The organism is Xanthomonas theicola (assembly GCF_014236795.1).
Taxonomy (GTDB): Bacteria; Pseudomonadota; Gammaproteobacteria; order Xanthomonadales; family Xanthomonadaceae; genus Xanthomonas_A; species Xanthomonas_A theicola.
The window spans coordinates 1,457,978-1,475,713 of record NZ_CP049017.1; the positions used below are offsets into that span (position 1 = coordinate 1,457,978).

The following is a 17,736-nucleotide window of genomic DNA, read 5'->3' on the forward strand; positions in this document are numbered from 1 at the left end:
GGTCTGGTTCCGATGGGAGAGAGGCAATGCGCACTCGTTCGATGCAGTGGTGGATCGGGTTGCTGGCCCTGGCCTTGGCGCCGCCGGTGTCGGCGTTGGCGGCAATGCAGACCAGGCCGGTGGAATGGACGGTTGGTACGGACCGCTTCAGCGGCCTGCTGGTCTATGACGATGGCAAGCAGGACAAGCGTCCGGGCCTGGTGATGGTGCCGAACTGGCGCGGTGTGAACGACGCGGCGATCGGCAAGGCCAAGCAACTGGCGGGCGACGACTACGTGGTGCTGGTGGCCGACGTCTACGGCAAGGGCAAGCGCCCGGCCAACGATACCGAGGCCGGGCAGTTCGCCGGCGCGTTGAAGAAGGACCCGGCGACGCTGCGCGCGCGTGCGCTGAAGGCGGTCGAGGTGCTGAAGGCGCAGGCCGGCTCGGCGCCGCTGGACGCGTCGCGGATCGGTGCGGTCGGCTTCTGCTTCGGCGGTAGCACGGTGCTGGAGCTGGTGCGCGCCGGTGCGCCGCTGGATGGCGTGGTCAGCCTGCACGGTGGCCTGGCCACACTGGCGCCGGCCGCCGCCGGCAGCGCCAAGACGCCGCTGCTGGTGCTCAACGGCGCCGACGACAAGAGCGTCAGTCGCGACGACATCGCCACCTTCGAGCAGGAGATGAACCGCGCCGGCGCCGATTGGCAGTTCGTCAACTTCAGTGGCGCGGTGCACTGCTTCGCCGAGGCGGACGCCAACAGCCCGCCCGGTTGCGCGTACAACGCCCGCGCAGCCAGGCGCGCCTATCGGATGCTGGAGGACTTCTTCGAGGAGCGTTTCGCCGAATGAGCCTGCGCCGCGGCGATGGCAGCGGCCATCGCCGCATGCGCTTGTGGACTGTTGCGCCAGCACGTGGAGCCGACCAGTGCCGCGGCTTGCGCGGTCAGCTGGTGCGGCGTGCAGGCGGCCAATGCTTCCAGGATATGCAGGCCGAGTTGCTCCAGGCGCGCGACCACGGTCGGGCCGACACCCTTGATGCCGAGCAGGAGCGCGCGTTGCTCGGCGTCGAAGCGGTCCATGGCGTCTGTTCCCCAGGCGTCAGTGGCTGCGTTCGATTGCGTAGCGGGCCAGCCCGCGCAGTGCGGCCAGGGCCTGGCTTTCCGGCAGCCCGTCCAGCGCGCGTTCGGCGGCGGCGGCGTATTCGGCCGCGCGGCGGCGGCTGTAGTCGAGTCCGCCGCTGGCCTGGATCGCCGCCAGCACGTCCGGCATCGCCTGCGCATCGCCCTGTTCGACGATGTGGCGCAGGCGCCGGCCGCTGGCGGCGTCGGCGTGCGCCATCGCGTGGATGAGCGGCAGCGTGGCCTTGCCTTCGGCCAGGTCGTCGCCCAGGTTCTTGCCCAGGTCGGCGGCATCGGCGGTATAGTCGAGCACGTCGTCGGCGATCTGGAACGCGTAGCCCAGGTGCATGCCGTAGTCGTACAGGCGCTGCTGCACGTCTTCGGACGCGCCGGAGGCCATGGCCCCGAGCCGGGTGCCGGCGGCGAACAACACCGCGGTCTTGCGCTCGATCACGCGCAGGTAGGCGGCCTCGTCGGTATCCGGGTTGTGCACATGCAGCAGTTGCAGCACTTCGCCTTCGGCGATGCGGTTGGTGGTGTCGGCGAGCAGCCGCATCACCGCCATGCTGTCCAGTTCCACCATCAGCTGGAAGCTGCGCGAATACAGGAAATCGCCGACCAGCACGCTGGGCGCATTGCCCCACAGCGCATTGGCGGTGCTGCGGCCGCGGCGCAGGTCCGATTCGTCGACCACGTCGTCGTGCAGCAGGGTCGAGGTATGGATGAACTCCACGATCACCGCCAACTGGTGGTGCAGCGGCCCGCCGCCGGCGCAGGCGCGCCCGGCCAGCATGACCAGCATCGGCCGCAGGCGTTTGCCGCCGGCGGAGACGATGTGCTCGGCGATCTGGTTGATGAGCACCACGTCCGAGGCCAGGCGTTGGCGGATCAGGGCATCGGCGGCGCTCATGTCGGGCGCGGCCAGCGCCTGGATCTGAGGCAGCCCCAGGGCGGGGCGGAGGTCTTCGGCGAGGCTCATGCGGTCGGACTAGGAGGAGTGCAGGGATTATAGGCCACCCCGGTGGGGGCAAGCCTGAGGGCTGAACAAGGGGAAGGCCGACATCCGCGCTCAGCCCGGTATAATTCACTGTCTAAGTCCGTTTCCGAGCGGACTCTCCCATCCGACCTGCCCGCGCCCGAGCGGGTTCACCACCCCAACGGAAGAATCTCATGGCACGCGGCATCAACAAAGTCATCCTCGTCGGCAACCTCGGCAACGATCCCGACACCAAGTACACCCAGTCCGGCATGGCGATCACCCGCATCAGCCTGGCCACCACCAGCGTGCGCAAGGACAAGGACGGCAACCAACAGGAGCGCACCGAGTGGCACCGCGTGGTGTTCTTCGGCAAGCTCGGCGAGATCGCCGGCGAGTATCTGCGCAAGGGCAGCTCGGTCTACGTCGAAGGCTCGATCCGCTACGACAAGTACACCGGCCAGGACGGCGTGGAGAAGTACTCCACCGACATCGTCGCCGACGAGATGCAGATGCTCGGTGGCCGTGGCGAAGGCGGCGGCGATCGCCCGCAGCGCGCGGCTGCGCCGCGGCAGGAGCGTCCCAGCCAGGGCGGCGGCGGGCAGGACTACGCCCCGCGTCGCCAGCAGCCGGCGCCGCAGCAGTCCGCGCCGATGGACGATTTCGCGGACGACGACATCCCGTTCTGAGCGGTTCGTATCAAGGCCCCCCTCGCCGAGGCTAGGGGGTTTCTTTGCTGCTCGGATCCTTGCGGGTGAGAGTCCTGCCAAAGTAAGAGGTGAGTTGACGGTGTAGCTATGGCGTACGTGTGGATGGCGACTGAAGCACGGGAGCAACGCCAGATTCAGCGTGGCCCCCGACCCAGACCGTGGGCGCGAGCGAATGTCGCGTATCTTCTCCACGAAGAACGGATCGGTCGACAGTTTGAAGGTCTTGGATCGATGCGGTTGCACCCCGAACAGCTTCAGATAGCGCTGCACCGAACGCTTGGCCACACCCGTTTCATCGGCCAGCCAACGTACCGTCCAATGCGTCCCGACAGCGGGTCGGCACAACCGTGCTGCATTCAGCAATTGTGCGATGCGTTCGTCGCCATGCGTGCGCGGTGGTCCGGATTTGAGGGCATCGTGCAGCCCACCACCTGCTCCTGGCCAAAGCGCTTGCGCCAATTCGAGACCGCCGCTGGCGTTACCTGCGTGCGTCGGGCAATCTCCCGTACCATCATCCTTCGTCGCTGCACAAAATCATCCGGGCGCGCCGCACCAGGCCGTGCGGCAGGCTACGCGAGGCAGCGATCGCCTCCAACTCACGACGCTCGTCCGTGGTGACGCCCAGTGCAAACTTCGCTCGTCCCATCGCCAATTCAATTGGCGAACACAGGTCATCGTTCGACCGGAAATATATGACATAGTTTCATTCGGTACACCATATTAGAAGGCGCGAAATTGTGGCAAGTAGCGCCGACTAACTGGAAGCGACTCTTTGCGCCGGCGCAGATGGACCCGGGCGGTGTCATGCTCCCCCCGGACCAAGTGCGAGACTGCGTGCAGATTGACCAGGACCGAGCGGTGCACCTGGGAAAAGCGCGCTGGATCAAGTGCCTGGACGAGCTGAGCCAGCGTCATACTGACAATCGCCTCACACGCAACCCCCGCGTCGTCGTGCCAGGCCACGCGGGTGTATTTGGTGTCGGACTGGAAGTAATCGATGGCGTCGACCGGGATCAGGCGAAGCGTTTGCCCTGACTGGGCATGGACCCACTGCAGATGTTGCTTTGGCGTGTATGGGGCTTGCCGGGCTTGGGCAAGCTGTGCAGCCAATCGCTGCAACTGCTCAGCAACATCCACAAGCGGCGGCTGATCGGCCCTTAGCCTTGCTTGAAGGCGGGCAACCGTGTTGGCCAGGCGCTCCGGCTCAACCGGTTTGACCAAGTAATCAAGCGCTCCTTGGGCAAACGCTTGCACGGCGTAGTCGTCATGGGCTGTCACAAAGACTACATGAGCGGGCCGAGTAATTGCCTGAGCAACTTCCACGCCCGAAAGGCCAGGCATGCGAATGTCTAGGAAAAAAATGTCTACATGATGCCGCTCAAAGAATTGCAGCGTCTCACGTCCGTTACGCGCCTGCGCGACGATCACAAGATCTGGCCACACGCGGGCAAGCTGCCTTGCTAAGGCGTCGCGCAGCAACGGTTCATCATCGGCAATTAGAGCAGTGGGAGCAGCATGCGTCATGATGGCCGCCCGCGTGGCAGGACGATTTCGGCCACCGTACCGTGCGGGGCTCGTCCGGCCAGCGTTAGTCTCGCTTGCTCACCGAAGGCAAGCCTCAAACGATCGCGCAAGGTCGAAAGCCCAGTGCCCAAGCCTGGCTGGGACGCATCCAGCCCAGCGCCCGTGTCTTCGACGGCCAAATACCAGTGGGTATCAGTAGACCACGCACGGATGTCGATGCGCCCGCCGTCCTCACAAGGATCGATGCCGTGCTTGACAGCATTTTCGACCAGCGTCAAAAGCGCTAGGCTGGGGCAGTGAATTTTCTCTTCGGAGCCAATTTGAACGTCAAAGGTGTAGCTCAGCCGGTCGGGCATTCTCATGTGCATGAGTTCCAGATAGGCCTGGGTGAGCGCAACTTCCTCATCCAGTGTCGTACTGGCATCGTTCAAGCGTGGGACTGCTGCCCTAAAGTAGGCAATGAGGTTTCGCATCAGTGCTGGCGCTTGAGGAGATTGGACTTCAATGAGAGCCTGCACATTAGCAAGCGTGTTGAACAAAAAATGCGGCGCGACCTGGCGCTGCAGGAGTTGCAGCTTGGCATCGAGGGCTTGGCGTTCCAAGTCGATGCGTTGAACTTCAAAGGTCAACGCTTGGTGGCGCGCCAAGGCATCCTTCTGTCGAACCAAGGCAGCCAAAGCGACCCAGGGCCCAATCAAGAGTCCTGTGACAGTGACCATGAAAAAGCCATTGAGGCGCTCGCTGTCTTCCCAAAATGGTGGCGCACCGGCTTGTGTGGTCAGCAAGTAGATACTGAGCGTGCAAGGCAGGATGCATGCCGCAACGCCGGTCACTTGCAGCACCCAGCGCGGAAGCCAACTGGGAAGCTTCTTCGGCCAGCGCTCGAGCGTTGTAAAAACCACGAGTGCCACGAAGCCAATCAGGAAGACACGCAGGATAAGCGGGATCCATCGGTCCCAGCTAAGCCCTAATAGCGCGGAGAGCACCGCACAGATGAATGCGACCGTGGTCACGCGGCGCCAGTTCAAGAATGGCGGCACTTTGCCAAGGACAGGTTCTGGCGGGTGAGGCGTCATGAGCGCAAGCATAGCCAAGGTAGCAGAGCAGCTCATCCGGTCGAAGTCATGTTGGGCCACCACAGGATCATTGTGGCGGCGGCGCTCCCTGCCAACGTGGCCAATGTTGCCAAAAAAAGCGTTGCCACAACTACCCAGCGTAGGGGGGGATGGATTGTTCGCTGCGCATAGAAGTAGCCCTGTAAAATGCCAAGCGGCAGGAGCGTTTGCAGGAAGGACAAAGCACTCAGCGTCGGGCCGGTGAAGGTTTTGGGATCAAAGCCCACGGGGGACTGGTTAAGCGCAAGCCAGAGCATGAGTCCGATACGGAAGAACCAAACGCCACTGACCGCCAGAAAGAGCCGCAATGCCCAGCGCCGGTGCGGCTCGATGGCTCGGCGGCGGGCGCTGCGCCAAGCCTCGATGACAAACCACAAGATTAAGGCAGCATTGAGGCTTGTGCCTAGGTGCTGCGTTAAGTCACCGGCCACCCCAGCGCGGATCCAGACAAGTGACAGTCCACCCAAGGCAAGGGTAGACGCCATGACCATGTAGAGCCTGCCGTTCCAACGGTGGAAGGCAGGGAGGTGGCGCCGTACGGCGGGGAAAAGTTGGAGCGGCGCGCCCAGGATGATGGCAAGCGCCATTAAAAGATGGACGCCCAAGACCCAGTTGAAGGTGTGGTCGCCAGCGACGAACCCTCGGTTCATGACCTCGTTCCAGCGCTCGGGGTGGCCTGAAAGTGTGGAGCGACCGTAGAAGCTTGCGATGTAGGCGGCAAAGATGAGCTGCCCCGCTGCGGCACTCACGACCCAACCGATGGCAGTAATCCGTAGGGCTGGCTGACCGGAGCTAGGCTTGTCCCGGGTAACGGCTTGGGACGAGGTTGAAATCAAAGAAGCGGGCAGCGACATGGCAGCAATCTCGGAAAGGATGGCGCCAAAGGTGCGGGAGGAGTGGGGTGGGTGTCCTAACCGATCGGACGAACTGCGGCTGGGGCAGATGGGTGACGGTGGGGAGGGTCTAAACCAACCTGAGAGTTCCCCCGGCTCTGCCGGGGAGGCAGTAGAAGTTTGACGTATCCGGGAGTCCATCCCGGAGACTCCGCAACGTGAGCGGCCAAGCACACGAGACGGAGAAACCGAGATGGATGAGTTTGAGAGCTTAAGTCACACCAGGTGGGAGTGTCTGTACCACGTTGTGTTCATACCGAAGTGTCGCCGTAAGACACTGTATGTGGGTCTGAGGAAGCATCTAGGAGAGGTGTTCCGGCGATTGGCCGAGCAGAAGGAGAGCCGGGTCGAGGAGGGCCATCTGATGCCAGATCACGTCCATATGCTGTTGAAGATTCCGCCGAAGTAGGCGGTGTCGCAGGTGGTGGGCTATATCAAGGGCAAGAGCGCCATCCACCTAGCGCGGGTGTATGTGGAGCGGAAGCGGAACTTTGTAGGGCAGAGCTTCTGGGCGCGAGGTTACTTCGTTACGAGGGTAGGTCGGGATGAAGGGTTGATCGGGGCATACATCCAGAACCAAGAGGCGGAAGATCGGTGCTTGGACCAATTGCAGTTGCTGAGGTAGTCGGCCACCTTCAGGTGGCCCTAACAAGGGAGGCGCGTAGCGCTCCCGCAGCCGCTTTGAGCGGCTCACATCTCTAAGGATGGTCTGAACAACTCCCTCTGATCCTGCGACAATCGTACAAAGCCCAACAGGACAACGACGATGCAATTGTCTTTCGGCGACGCGGAGTACAACGGCAAGCGCAAGCAGACGCGGCGCGAAAGGTTGCTGGCCGAGATGGATCAGGTGGTGCCGTGGAAAGACCTGCTGGCGCTGATCGCGCCGCACTATCCGAAGTCGGGCCATCCGGGCCGTCAGCCGTACCCGCTGGAGACAATGCTGCGCATCCACTTTCTGCAGCAGTGGTACGCACTGAGCGACCCGGGCGCGGAAGAAGCCTTGTACGACACGGCGTCGATGCGCCGTTTCGCCAGGATCGGCGGGTTGGATGAGGTGCCGGACGAGACCACGATCCTCAACTTCCGCCGGTTGCTGGAGACGCACGATCTGGCGCGCACGCTGTTCAACCGGGTCAACGCGCACCTATCGCGCAAGGGCCAGAGCCTGCGCGGCGGCACCATCGTGGACGCCACGATCATTGCCGCGCCCAGCTCGACCAAGAACAAGAACGGCGAGCGCGACCCGGAAATGCACCAGACCAAGAAGGGCAATCAGTACTACTTCGGGATGAAAGCGCACATCGGCGTGGACGATGAGTCCGGGCTGGTGCACCACTTGGAATGCACGGCGGCCAACGCCGCAGATATCACCCAGGCGCACAAGCTGCTGCACGGCAAGGAAGACACGGTATGCGGCGACAGCGGCTACACCGGGCTGGCCAAGCGCGAGGAGATGGCGAGCAAGCGCAAGCTGCGCTATCTGATCGCGGAGAAGCCCTCGAAGCTGAAGCAGATCAAGAGCAAGCGCGAATTGAAGTGGGCACAGCGCTGGGAGCACGCCAAGGCCAGCCTGAGGGCGAAGGTGGAGCATCCGTTCCGGGTGATCAAGCGCCAGTTTGGCTACGTCAAGGTGCGCTATCGCGGCCTGGCGAAGAACACGGCGCAAGTGCTGACGCTGTTTGCGCTGTCGAACCTGTGGCTGAAGCGAAAGCAGTTGCTGCCTGTCGTGGGGAGGGTGTGCCTGTAATCCGGGAAATACCCCGGAAATGCGCCGGAAACGGCGAAAAACCGAGGGTCTGAGCGCCGTGGGCGTGGTCGATATGGCTTGCCTCATCCTCCGACCGCGTTGATCAGACTATCCCTAAAGCCCCCGGCTTTGCCGGGGGATATTTACTACGGACTCAAAGCTGGACCCACGGGACCATGTTCCGGTCCACTTCGGCGCGCCGGACGTATCGCTAGCGTGAGGAGAAATGAACCTGCCCCCAGAGAACGGACGCCAAGAAGCACGAGGTCAAGCGGCGTGCTTCATTTTCCTGGCGTAGTCGTTGGGCGACAGGTAGCCAAGCGCCGAGTGCAGGCGGGTGGGATTGTAGAAGCCGTGGATGTAGCGGGCGATAGCGGCGTGGGCGGCCGCCTTGGTTTCGTACACGCCGGTCGCCTCTTCGTTCTTGAGCGTGGCGAAGAAGCTCTCGGCCACGGCGTTGTGCCCCGAGGGCAGGCTGCGCGCTCCCAGCCGTTGCCCTTGCGGCTGATGCTGGGCACGAAGCCGTGCGCGGCCAAGGTCTTGCCGAAGTCGCCGCTGGCGTACTGGGCGCCGCGATCGGAGTGGAACAGCACGCCAGCACCGACCGGTGCCACCGACCAGGCGTTGAGGAAGGCTTGCTGGACCAGCGTGTCGGGCAGGCGCTCGGACAAGCTGTAGCCAAGCACTTGCCGGGTGCGCAGGTCGATGACCGTGGCCAGATACAGCCAGCCCTGGCGGGTCGGCAAGTAGGTGATGTCGCCCACCCAGGCCGGCACCGGGTTGTTCACGGCAAACTGCCGATCCAGCCGGTTCCCGGCCACCGGCCGGCCATGCCGGCTGTCGGTGGTGCGCGGCGTGAAGCGGCCCTTGGTCTTGCCGCACAGGCCTTCCTCGCGCATCAGCCGGGCCACGCGCTTATGGCCCACCGCGTGGGCACAGGCGCGCAGCGCCCGCACCATGCGCGGCCGCCCATACGTGCCGCGGCTGCCAGCATGCAGCGTGCGCAGGTCGGCACGCAGGGCCGCCTCGGGGTCCGGGCGATCCCGACGCTGTAGCCAGCCGTGGAAGCCGGAGACCGACACCGCCAGCAGGCGGCACAGCATCCGCAGTGGATAGCGAGCCCGTTCACGTGCGACGAAGGCGTACCTCACTTGGACTCCCTGGCGAAGAACGCCGTCGCTTTTTTTTAGGATCTCGCGCTCCATCTTGAGCGTGGCGTTCTCGGCCCGCAGCCGGGCCATTTCGCTCTCCATCTCGCTGACCGGCTTGCGGCTGGGAGAGCTCAGCGGCTGGCCGGCTCGGGATGCACCAAGCCAGTTGGCCAGTGTCTTGGCTGACATGTCCAGTTGCCGGGCGGCCTTGGCCGGCCCGATCGACTCAGCCAGGCCGACAGCCTGAGCCTTGAAGTCGTCCGTGTAGCGTCGTCCGTGTAGCGACGACGAGTAATGTGTTGCATGGAAACCTCCAGGATGCGATCAAAGTATCGCTTCCTGGCGTACGTTCCTGCGGGGCAGGTTCAAAATTGCCTGGCCACCCCAGGGCCGCCAGGCAACTTCAACAGTCCACGCGAGGCAAGTCAGAGTGACCCTGCCCCACTGAAACGGACGCCAGGAGGCGATACTTTTATCGTGCCCTGGAGGTTCCCATGCAACGTATTTCCCGTCGCCGCTACCGCGAGGCGAATCCAGCCGTACGCCGGCGGCGCCAGCCACTGGGCACGGACCATCGAAACGCAGTAACCCTCAACTGCGCGCTTTTTCAGTGATCACGGTTACGGCTGGTGCGGGCAGGTCAGCTGGAGGCCGCCCCTTCTGGCAGGAGACAATCTGGTGGAGAGCAAGGGCTTTGTTGCAGTGGGCGAGCGCCGAAGCAGTATCCACTCCAGAATTCAGAACGTTCGCCTCGTGGTCTGGCGCTGATCGGGTAGCGGACAGTCCCAGCCGCCGTCAGGAAGCGGACGGCTGGGACTGTCCGGTGCGCGCTCAACGGTACTCGTGCACCCCCACTGCTGCCGAATCCGGGCGGCGTGGATCGGCCGATCCGAACGCCGACCCATCCGGCGCCAGTTCGATGGACTGGATGCTGGTCTGGGTGATGAACGGCTCGACCTTGTGGCCGAGCGCTTCGAGCCGGTCCAGCGTATCGGGCGACAGTGCCAGTTCGTAGGAAATGGTGCCATCGCGTGCAGTGTTGATCCGCGGGCGCGCGGCGGCTTCGGCGATGTTGAGCTTGAAGTCCACTACGTTCACCACGAACTGCGCCAGCGCGGAAATGATCGAGCCGCCGCCCGGGGTGCCGGCAACGATCCATGGCTTGCCGTTCTTGAAGGCGATGAACGGAGCGATGGTGGTCGCCAGCCGCTTGCCCGGCGCGGGGGCATTCGGCGAATCGGCCGGCCCGCCCCAGGCGAAGTTGCCCAGCGAATTGTTGAGCAGGATGCCGGTACCCGGCGCAATGACGGCGGCGCCGAAATTGTTGCTCAACGTGTAGGTGTTGCCGACCGCGTTGCCCTCGGCATCGACCACCGAGTAGTGGGTGGTGTCCGGGCTCTCGTGCGCGCGCAGGTCTCCGGCCTTCACCGCATTGGCCGGCAACGTGCGCTCGGGCGAGATCAGCGCGGCGCGCTGGCGTGCGTAACCCTTGTCGAGCAACTGTTCGCTGGGTGCGGTGTGCTGCGGTGGGCCACCGGCGAATGCGCTGCGGTCGGCTCCAGCAAGGCGCGTGGCTTCGGCGATCAGGTGATACGCCTTGGCGCTGCCGGCATCGGTGGGAGCCAGTGGGAACGGCTCGATCAGGTTCAGCAACTGCGCCAGCGTGGCGCCCGACGACGGCGACGGCGCCAGTGCCAGCTGCACGCCGCGATAGGTCGAACGTACCGGCTCCAGTTCACGCACGCGGTAATCGGCCAGGTCCCTGGCGGTGAGGATGCCGCCGTTCCTGCGGCTGGCGGCGACGATCCGCTTGGCGATCTCGCCGGTGTAGAACGCATCGGCGCCATCGCGCGCGATCTCGCGCAGCGACCACGCCAGGTCGGGCTGGCGCAGTGTCTCGCCCGCGGCATAGCTGCTGCCGTCGGGCTTGAAGAACTGCGCGCGGGTTTCCGGCGTGCGCGACAGCGTGGGCTTTGCCCAGTCGAAGATCATCGCCTCGTCGTCGGACAGGCGTACGCCCTGTTCGGCCAGTTCGATGGACGGCTGCACCACCTGCGCCCACGGCAGCTTGCCGTACTTCCGGTGTGCCTGGTGGAAAGCCGCCACGGTGCCCGGCACGGCGACGCCCTTCCAGGAGATCGATGCCCTGCGCTCGGGTTTGCCATCGCGCCCCAGCAGCAGCTTCGGCGTGGTCGCTGCCGGCGCCGAACCGTAGTAGTCGAATGCCGTGGTGCGGTTTTCCCTTGCCAGGTAGATCACCAGCGCGCCGCCACCGCCCAGGTTGCCCGCGCGCGGCAAGGTCACCGCCTCGGCCAGGCCGACGGCGACGGCTGCATCGATCGCATTGCCGCCTTCGCGCAGGATGCGCACGCCCACCTCGGACGCCGGGCGGCTCTGGCTGACCACCACGCCGCCGGTGGTGCGCAGCGGGTGGTGGATCGGCTGGTAGCCGCGTGCATCGTCCACGTTGCCCTTGCGAGGCGCGGTATTGGGCACTTCGCGCGTGGCCGGTGCGTCGGCGAGTGTCGGCGGCAGCACCAGCAGCAACAGCAGCGCGGCCCAACGCGTGCGGCGGGAGGACGGTGAATGCGCAGACGGGAGGGGGCAGGACATCGAGGATCCTTGTACGCAGCGATCAGAAGGCATGGCGGACGCTGGCGTACCAGTAGCGGCCATAGGGTTCATACAGCGAACCCAGATAGCCGGACGCGGATGCGGCCAGCGGCGGGGTTTCATCGGTCAGGTTGCGCACGCCCAGGCGCACGCGCGTGCCGGACGCCGGATCGCGCCCGAATGCGTACTGCACGTATAGGTGGCCGGTGGTGGTCGCATCGACGCGCCACGGACGCCCGTTGCTGTCGATCAGACCCGTGTCATCCACTGCATCGATGTACTGCACGAAGGCGCCGGTGGTGAACCTGCCGTACTGCCAGGTGAGCGAACCCGAACCCTTCCATTCGGGCGTGCCGTTCTGGCCGATCAGGTCGCCGCCCCCGGTGATGGTGGTACCGGCATTGATCTGCCCGCCGTCGCGGGCGGCGATCAGCGCCGCGATCTCCGGCGAAGGGGCGCGATGGAACGCCAGCAGCCGGGTGGCCGACAGGTCGATGTCGAACGTGCCTGTACGCTCGGCGGCCAGCCGCCAGCTGGCGTTGAAGTCCAGCCCGCGCACGGTCTGCGGGCGCAGGTTCACGTACTGGTCCTTGACGTAGACGACGGTGCCGACCGGATCCAACCCTGTGCCGGCGATCGCTGCGATGTCATCGGCGGTGGGGGCCGCGCGGACCACGTTCGGATTGCTGCTGCCCCGGGTGCGCAACAGGTAGTCGAGGATCAGCGCGTTGCCTTCGCCGAACAGGCCGATGATGCCGGTCTGCTTCACTTTCCAGTAGTCGGCGCTGAAGGAGACGCCGCCGAAGCGTTCACTGCGCGGCGTCCACAGCAGGCCCGCGGTCCACGAGGTGGACTCCTCCGGGTCCAGGTCCGGGTTGCCCGACCGCTGTGCGGTGGCCACGCCGCTGCGCGAGCAGTTGGAGAACGACGCGATGCGGCCGGCACGCAGGTCGGCCTCGCACAGCACCCAGTCGGTGCGCGTGTTGCCGCGCGTGACCAGGCTGGCGTTGACCTGCTCCAGGTTCGGCGCGCGGAAGCCTTGCGACCACGATCCGCGGACGCGGACGCCATCGGCCAGTTCCCACGCCATCGCCACCTTGGGCTTGGCGACGTTGCCGAAGTCGCTGTAGCGCTCGAAGCGACCGGCCAGTTGCACATCCAGCGAACGCACCAGCGGGATGTCCATCTCCGGCGACACCAGCGGTGCGGCCAGCTCGACATAGGCCGACCAGACGTTGCGCGCGCCACGTACGTCCGGCGTGGGACTGACGCCGAACAGGTCGGCCGTCTGCACCTCGCCGGTCACCGCATCGACGAAACCGATGCGGCCGTCCACCCGCGCGTCGCGATCATCCAGCTGGGTTTCGCGGCGGAATTCGATGCCGGCCGCCGCGCCCATGTCACCGCCAGGCAGGTGCAGCAGGTCGGTACGCGAGAGCTTGAAATCGCCCAGCGCGAGCGTGGCGCGGCTGCGGCGGGTGGACATCACCCGGATCGCGTCCAGGGCCGCATGGCGGCTGGGCGTGGTGTCGCCGCCGGTAGAAGGCGCTGCCAGGTCGCCGCCGTTGAACGGGTTGTAGGCATCGGGCGTGGACAGCGCCAGTTGCCGCTGCAGCGCGGTGGAGCTGATGCCGTCCTGGCGGTCGACCACTTCGGCCCGCGAGGACAGTAGCGCGCTGTCCCAATTCCATCCCTTCCAGTGGCCGCGCAGCCCGCCAAGCACACGGGCCTGGGTGTTTCCCACCTTCACCAGGGTCGGGCCAAGGTCCATGAAGCGGTAATTGGTCAACCTGACCGGCAGGCCTTCATCGGGGATGTCCAGCCCCGACAGGCGGTTGGGATTCACGCTGCCGTCGGGCAGCGTGGTGGCGCCGAACGGATTCCAGTAGTTGCTGGCCGGGATCGTCACCTTGGTCGGGCCGATGGTGAACACCGGGTTTTGCAGCGCGCGCGTGTCGGCCTGGTACCAGCCGAGTTCACCGTAGGCTTCCACATCATCGTTGAGCGCATAGTGGCCGGTCGCAAAGACATTGCGGCGTACCAGCGAAGGCAGCAGCGAGAGCGGATACGTTGCGCTGTCGTAGCGCAGGTTGCGGTCGGCGCCCGCCGTGGTGCGGGTGCCGTCGTCCAGGCACAGGCCGCCCGGCAGCGGCGTCGCACAGCCGGCGTTGGTCCCGGGCTGGATGTGGAATGCGCCGGACGCGCTGGTCAGCGCCACGCCCTCACCGGTGACGCGACCGAACGAGGCCGGCACGGCCAGGTCGGCCCAAGCGCTGAGCGTGCTGCGCATGTCCAGGCTGCTGGCGCCGGCGAAGCGGGTGCCGTCGAACAGCGGGCGCTTGTCGCTGGAGGCGGCGTCATCCAGGTCGCTGGCGGGCAGGTCGCTGTGCCGGGTCTGGTTGAGGAACACCGAGACATTGCCGCGGCCGTCGCCGACATCCCATCCGTAGGCGCCGCTGACATCGCGCTGGCGCAGGCGGGCGCCTTCCGCACCACCGTAGCGGAACTCCAGCCAACCACCGAGCAGGTTGTCCTGCAGCACGTTGTCGACCACGCCGCCGACGGCGTCGGAGCCGTAGATGGCCGAGGCGCCATCGCGCAGCACTTCCACGCGCGACAGGCCCGCCACCGGGATCGCGTTGGCGTTGTAGGTCAGCACCGGCACCAGGTTGTCGTCGGCCTGGCTGCCCGGGTGCGCTACGGTGCGGCGCCCGTTCAACAGCACCAGCGTGTTGCCGACGCCCAGGCCGCGCAGGTCGACCGAGCCGACGTCGCCACGCGAGAAATTGCTGCTGTTGGCGCCATTGGACGGGTTGAACGAGACATCGCCCATCTGCGGGATGGTGCGGTACAGTTCGTCGCCGCCGGTCGCGCCGGTGGCATCCACCTGCTGGCGGTCCAGCGAGGTCACCTGCAGCGCAGTGGCGGCCGAGCCACCCTGGATCTGGCTGCCGACCACGCTCACCTTGTCCAGCGTGGTGGCCCTGGTCGGCGCGACGCGCGCCTCATCGGCCGCCGATTGTGCCTGTGCGGTACTGGCGAGAGCGGCGAGAACGGCGGAAGCCAGCAACAGGCGCGACGGACGCAACATCCAATGATTTCTCCGGAGATGGAAAGCGCGCCAGCACGACGCGGCGCGTTATCGAATCCTGGCAGTCTGCTGAAATACTAACTGACAGCCCTCGAAAGCCACGCCATTTGCAATGTAAGTCGATGTGAATTTCATTCCCTATCCGTGAGAAATTCCCCGATAGAACGCGGCTCGCGTCGTACAGCGTTACGCTTGCCGGGCCTCGGATCCACCCCCGCATCGAGCGTAGCCGAGACCGACGCCCCTTTCTGCCGTCACGGTTGAGTTGATGCTGCGGCGAAGTACAAGCGTGCCGGTGAGTGTAGGCGGCGGTATCGCCGTGCGTGGCGGGAGGCGCGCTGGGTGTGGCCGGGATGGAGGGCGCGGTTGCAGTGCTCTCTCCGCGCACCCGGCGCATCGCCGCGCGTCCTGCCGGCCGGAGCGGATTCAACCGCGAGGCCGAAGCCGCAGAACGTGCGCGCGGCCAAGCGCATCGGCGCCCACGCCCTCCTGCAAGGAGCGGTCGCAGGCGCCCGCGATCTTCCAGCCCGATCCAGGCCCGGCCCCCTCCCGCATGCGCCACGCGCTGGGCGCGCGGGCGCTGGACTTGCCCGGCCGCAGATGCTAGCGTGCGACACGTTTTGTCGTTTCAGGGGGTAACCATGAACAACGCTGCTGCGCCGCGCCAGCTCACTTTCCGCGCGGTCGTGCTGGCGATCGTGCTGGCCGTCGTGCTGTCGGCCGCCAACGCCTACCTGGGGCTGTTCGCCGGCCTGACCATCGCCACCGCGATCCCGGCGGCGGTGGTGTCGATGGGCGTGCTGCGTCTGCTCGGCGGCGGCACCATCCTGGAGAACAACATCGTGCAGACCGGCGCCTCGGCCGGTTCGTCGATCGCCGCGGGGGTGATCTTCACCATCCCGGCGCTGGTGATCATGGGCTACTGGCCGGACTTCAAGTACTGGTGGGTGCTCGGCATCGCCGGCATGGGCGGCCTGCTCGGGGTGCTGTTCTCGGTGCCGCTGCGGCGCTCGATGATCGTCGAGGAGCCGCTGCCGTTCCCCGAGGGCAAGGCCGCGGCCGAAGTGCTCAAGGCCGGCGACAATCCCGGGCCGGGGCTGAAGATCCTGGCGCTGTCGGCGACCATCGGCGGCTTGGTCAAGCTGGCTGCGGCCAGCGGCCTGCGGGTGATCCCCGATACCTGGGCGCAGGCCACCTACCTGGGCAGCAGCAAGCTGGTCGGCTACGTCGGCACCAACCTGTCGCCGGCGCTGCTCGGGGTGGGTTACATCATCGGGCTCAACGTCGGCATCGTGGTGCTGTCCGGTTCGATCTTGTCCTGGCACATCGCCATCCCGCTGTACCAGCAGTTCTTCATGGGCTCGGACCCGGCGCTGGCGCAGAGCCTGGCCAGCGCGCCGGCGGCCGAGGCGGCGTTCGGCATCTGGGCGGCCAAGGTGCGCTACCTGGGCGTCGGCGCGATGCTGATCGGCGGCGTGTGGACGCTGTTCTCGCTGCGCAAGTCACTGCTGTCCGGGGTCAGGAGCGGCTTTGCCGCCGCGCGCAAGAGCACCGCCGGCACGGTGGTCGTCGAGACCGACCGCGACCTGCCGATGAAGTGGATGCTGGTGGCGCTGCTGCTGTGCACGTTGCCGCTGCTGGGCCTGTACCAGGCGATCGTCGGCCAGTGGCACGTCAGCATCCCGATGACCCTCATCATGATCGTCGCCGGCTTCCTGTTCGTGTCGGTGTCCGGCTACCTGGCCGGCCTGATCGGCTCGTCGAACAATCCGGTGTCGGGCATCACCATCTCCACCATCCTGTTCGCCTCGGCGGTGCTGGTGCTGCTGCTCGGGCGCGACTCGTCGATCGGCGCGGTCGCCGCGATCATGATCGGTGCGGTGGTGTGCTGCGCAGCGGCGGTGGGCGGCGACAACCTGCAGGATCTGAAGGCCGGCTACCTGGTCGGCGCCACGCCGTGGAAGCAACAGCTGATGCTGGCCATCGGCGCGTTCTCGTGCGCACTGATCATGGCCCCGGTGCTGAACCTGCTGGCCCAGGCCTACGGCATCGGCGCGGCGACGCCGGAGCATCCGAACTCGCTGGCGGCGCCGCAGGCGACGCTGATGGCCTCGGTGGCCAAGGGCCTGTTCGGCGGTGAGCTGCCGTGGACGATGATCGCCATCGGCGCCGGCGTCGGCGCGGCGATCATCGTCCTGGACGAGTGGCTCAAGCGCACCGGCAAGCGCTTCCGCGTGCCGGTGCTGGCCGCGGCGATCGGCATCTACCTGCCGCTGGAACTGATGGTGCCGATCTTCATCGGCGGCCTGATCACCTATCTGGTCGAGCGCGTCCACAGGATACGCGCCGACGACGAGGAAGGCCGCGACCGCGTGCACCGTCCGGGCACGCTGTTCGCCGCCGGCCTGATCACCGGCGAGGCGCTGATGGGCATCGCCATCGCCGTGCCGATCGTGGCCTCGGGCCACGCCGACGTGCTGGCGTTGCCTGCGGCATTCCATCTGAACCAGTGGTACGGCCTGGCGTTGCTGGCCTTCGTCGGTTGGCTGCTGTACCGCACCGGCGACAAGGGCGAACCGACCGCGCCGCCGTCTGCGTAAGCAGGCACAGGCGCCAGCCAAGCAATGCACGAAGCCCGGCCACGCGCCGGGCTTGGCGTTTTCGATGGCGGCCAAGTGTATGGGCAACGCGCTGGGTAGCTTCTTGGCGCAAACATCCAACGCCGCTTCGCAGATCGAAGTGGCTTGCGTCGCATGCAAGCGCTGCAGCGCTGCAGCAGCACTAGACAGTCGTATTGGAGTCAAAGTCGCTGCAGCC

The 17,736-nt window shown here is 65.9% G+C and carries 12 protein-coding genes and 2 pseudogenes; 5 read left to right on the forward strand and 9 right to left on the reverse strand.

Annotation, left to right across the window (positions count from 1 at the left end; all coding sequences use genetic code 11):
• Window positions 1–26 precede the first annotated feature (26 nt).
• Window positions 27–827: a dienelactone hydrolase family protein gene (locus tag G4Q83_RS06625; RefSeq protein WP_128419855.1), complete on the forward strand. Its 801-nt coding sequence runs from the start codon at window positions 27–29 to the stop codon at window positions 825–827.
• Here G4Q83_RS06625 and G4Q83_RS06630 read toward each other — a convergent pair.
• Both G4Q83_RS06630 and G4Q83_RS06635 read right to left on the reverse strand, forming a co-directional pair.
• On the reverse strand, window positions 782–1,057 hold the full coding sequence (locus tag G4Q83_RS06630; protein WP_128419856.1) for a nucleotidyltransferase family protein: 276 nt from the start codon (window positions 1,055–1,057) through the stop codon (window positions 782–784). The two genes, G4Q83_RS06625 and G4Q83_RS06630, sit on opposite strands and share 46 nt — an antisense overlap.
• A gap of 19 nt (window positions 1,058–1,076) precedes the next feature.
• Window positions 1,077–2,075 (reverse strand): polyprenyl synthetase family protein, encoded by a 999-nt coding sequence (locus G4Q83_RS06635; RefSeq protein ID WP_128419857.1) that lies wholly within the window; start codon window positions 2,073–2,075, stop codon window positions 1,077–1,079.
• A 191-nt stretch (window positions 2,076–2,266) separates the two neighbouring features.
• On the opposite strand from G4Q83_RS06635, the gene G4Q83_RS06640 reads away from it, so the two are divergent.
• Complete coding sequence (locus G4Q83_RS06640) at window positions 2,267–2,761, forward strand: single-stranded DNA-binding protein (protein ID WP_128419858.1); 495 nt, start codon at window positions 2,267–2,269, stop codon at window positions 2,759–2,761.
• A gap of 741 nt (window positions 2,762–3,502) precedes the next feature.
• Here the strand turns inward: G4Q83_RS06640 and G4Q83_RS06645 are convergent.
• Genes G4Q83_RS06645 through G4Q83_RS06655 form a run of 3 tightly spaced genes read right to left on the reverse strand, consistent with a single transcriptional unit; the run spans window position 3,503 to window position 6,275 of the window.
• Window positions 3,503–4,306: a LytR/AlgR family response regulator transcription factor gene (locus G4Q83_RS06645; protein ID WP_128419859.1), complete on the reverse strand. Its 804-nt coding sequence runs from the start codon at window positions 4,304–4,306 to the stop codon at window positions 3,503–3,505.
• Window positions 4,303–5,445, reverse strand: a complete 1,143-nt coding sequence (locus G4Q83_RS06650) for a sensor histidine kinase (protein ID WP_246432305.1) — start codon at window positions 5,443–5,445, stop codon at window positions 4,303–4,305. The genes G4Q83_RS06645 and G4Q83_RS06650 overlap by 4 nt, the downstream gene beginning before the upstream one ends.
• On the reverse strand, window positions 5,415–6,275 hold the full coding sequence (locus G4Q83_RS06655; RefSeq protein WP_128419860.1) for a DUF2306 domain-containing protein: 861 nt from the start codon (window positions 6,273–6,275) through the stop codon (window positions 5,415–5,417). The genes G4Q83_RS06650 and G4Q83_RS06655 overlap by 31 nt, the downstream gene beginning before the upstream one ends.
• A 232-nt stretch (window positions 6,276–6,507) precedes the next feature.
• Here G4Q83_RS06655 and tnpA point away from each other — a divergent pair.
• A pseudogene (gene tnpA / locus G4Q83_RS06660) lies at window positions 6,508–6,939 on the forward strand (IS200/IS605 family transposase).
• Window positions 6,940–7,080: 141 nt separating this feature from the next.
• Window positions 7,081–8,064, forward strand: a complete 984-nt coding sequence (locus G4Q83_RS06665; RefSeq protein ID WP_185817191.1) for an IS5 family transposase — start codon at window positions 7,081–7,083, stop codon at window positions 8,062–8,064.
• Between the two features lie 267 nt (window positions 8,065–8,331).
• On the opposite strand, the gene G4Q83_RS24505 is transcribed toward G4Q83_RS06665, so the two are convergent.
• The 4 genes and pseudogenes from G4Q83_RS24505 to G4Q83_RS06685 form a co-directional block, all read right to left on the reverse strand.
• Entirely contained in the window at window positions 8,332–8,517 is a 186-nt protein-coding gene (locus tag G4Q83_RS24505; RefSeq protein WP_185817229.1) for an IS3 family transposase, read from the reverse strand.
• A 50-nt stretch (window positions 8,518–8,567) separates the two neighbouring features.
• Window positions 8,568–9,449: pseudogene (locus G4Q83_RS06675) on the reverse strand (IS3 family transposase); the annotation flags it as partial.
• A gap of 597 nt (window positions 9,450–10,046) precedes the next feature.
• Window positions 10,047–11,828, reverse strand: a complete 1,782-nt coding sequence (gene ggt, locus G4Q83_RS06680; RefSeq protein ID WP_128421245.1) for a gamma-glutamyltransferase — start codon at window positions 11,826–11,828, stop codon at window positions 10,047–10,049.
• Window positions 11,829–11,850: 22 nt separating this feature from the next.
• Window positions 11,851–14,919: a TonB-dependent receptor domain-containing protein gene (locus G4Q83_RS06685; RefSeq protein ID WP_128421246.1), complete on the reverse strand. Its 3,069-nt coding sequence runs from the start codon at window positions 14,917–14,919 to the stop codon at window positions 11,851–11,853.
• A gap of 641 nt (window positions 14,920–15,560) precedes the next feature.
• Here G4Q83_RS06685 and G4Q83_RS06690 point away from each other — a divergent pair.
• A complete protein-coding gene (locus G4Q83_RS06690) occupies window positions 15,561–17,519 on the forward strand; it encodes an OPT family oligopeptide transporter (protein ID WP_128421247.1) in 1,959 nt (652 codons plus the stop codon).
• The last annotated feature ends 217 nt before the right edge of the window (window positions 17,520–17,736 follow it).

Bases quoted from the DNA above. Each gene is read 5' to 3' on its own strand.
- G4Q83_RS06625 (WP_128419855.1), top strand. From the start codon at position 27: ATGCGCACTCGTTCGATGCAGTGGTGGATCGGGTTGCTGGCCCTGGCC.
- G4Q83_RS06630 (WP_128419856.1), bottom strand. From the start codon at position 1,057: ATGGACCGCTTCGACGCCGAGCAACGCGCGCTCCTGCTCGGCATCAAG.
- G4Q83_RS06635 (WP_128419857.1), bottom strand. From the start codon at position 2,075: ATGAGCCTCGCCGAAGACCTCCGCCCCGCCCTGGGGCTGCCTCAGATC.
- G4Q83_RS06640 (WP_128419858.1), top strand. From the start codon at position 2,267: ATGGCACGCGGCATCAACAAAGTCATCCTCGTCGGCAACCTCGGCAAC.
- G4Q83_RS06645 (WP_128419859.1), bottom strand. From the start codon at position 4,306: ATGACGCATGCTGCTCCCACTGCTCTAATTGCCGATGATGAACCGTTG.
- G4Q83_RS06655 (WP_128419860.1), bottom strand. From the start codon at position 6,275: ATGTCGCTGCCCGCTTCTTTGATTTCAACCTCGTCCCAAGCCGTTACC.
- G4Q83_RS06665 (WP_185817191.1), top strand. From the start codon at position 7,081: ATGCAATTGTCTTTCGGCGACGCGGAGTACAACGGCAAGCGCAAGCAG.
- ggt (WP_128421245.1), bottom strand. From the start codon at position 11,828: ATGTCCTGCCCCCTCCCGTCTGCGCATTCACCGTCCTCCCGCCGCACG.
- G4Q83_RS06685 (WP_128421246.1), bottom strand. From the start codon at position 14,919: ATGTTGCGTCCGTCGCGCCTGTTGCTGGCTTCCGCCGTTCTCGCCGCT.
- G4Q83_RS06690 (WP_128421247.1), top strand. From the start codon at position 15,561: ATGAACAACGCTGCTGCGCCGCGCCAGCTCACTTTCCGCGCGGTCGTG.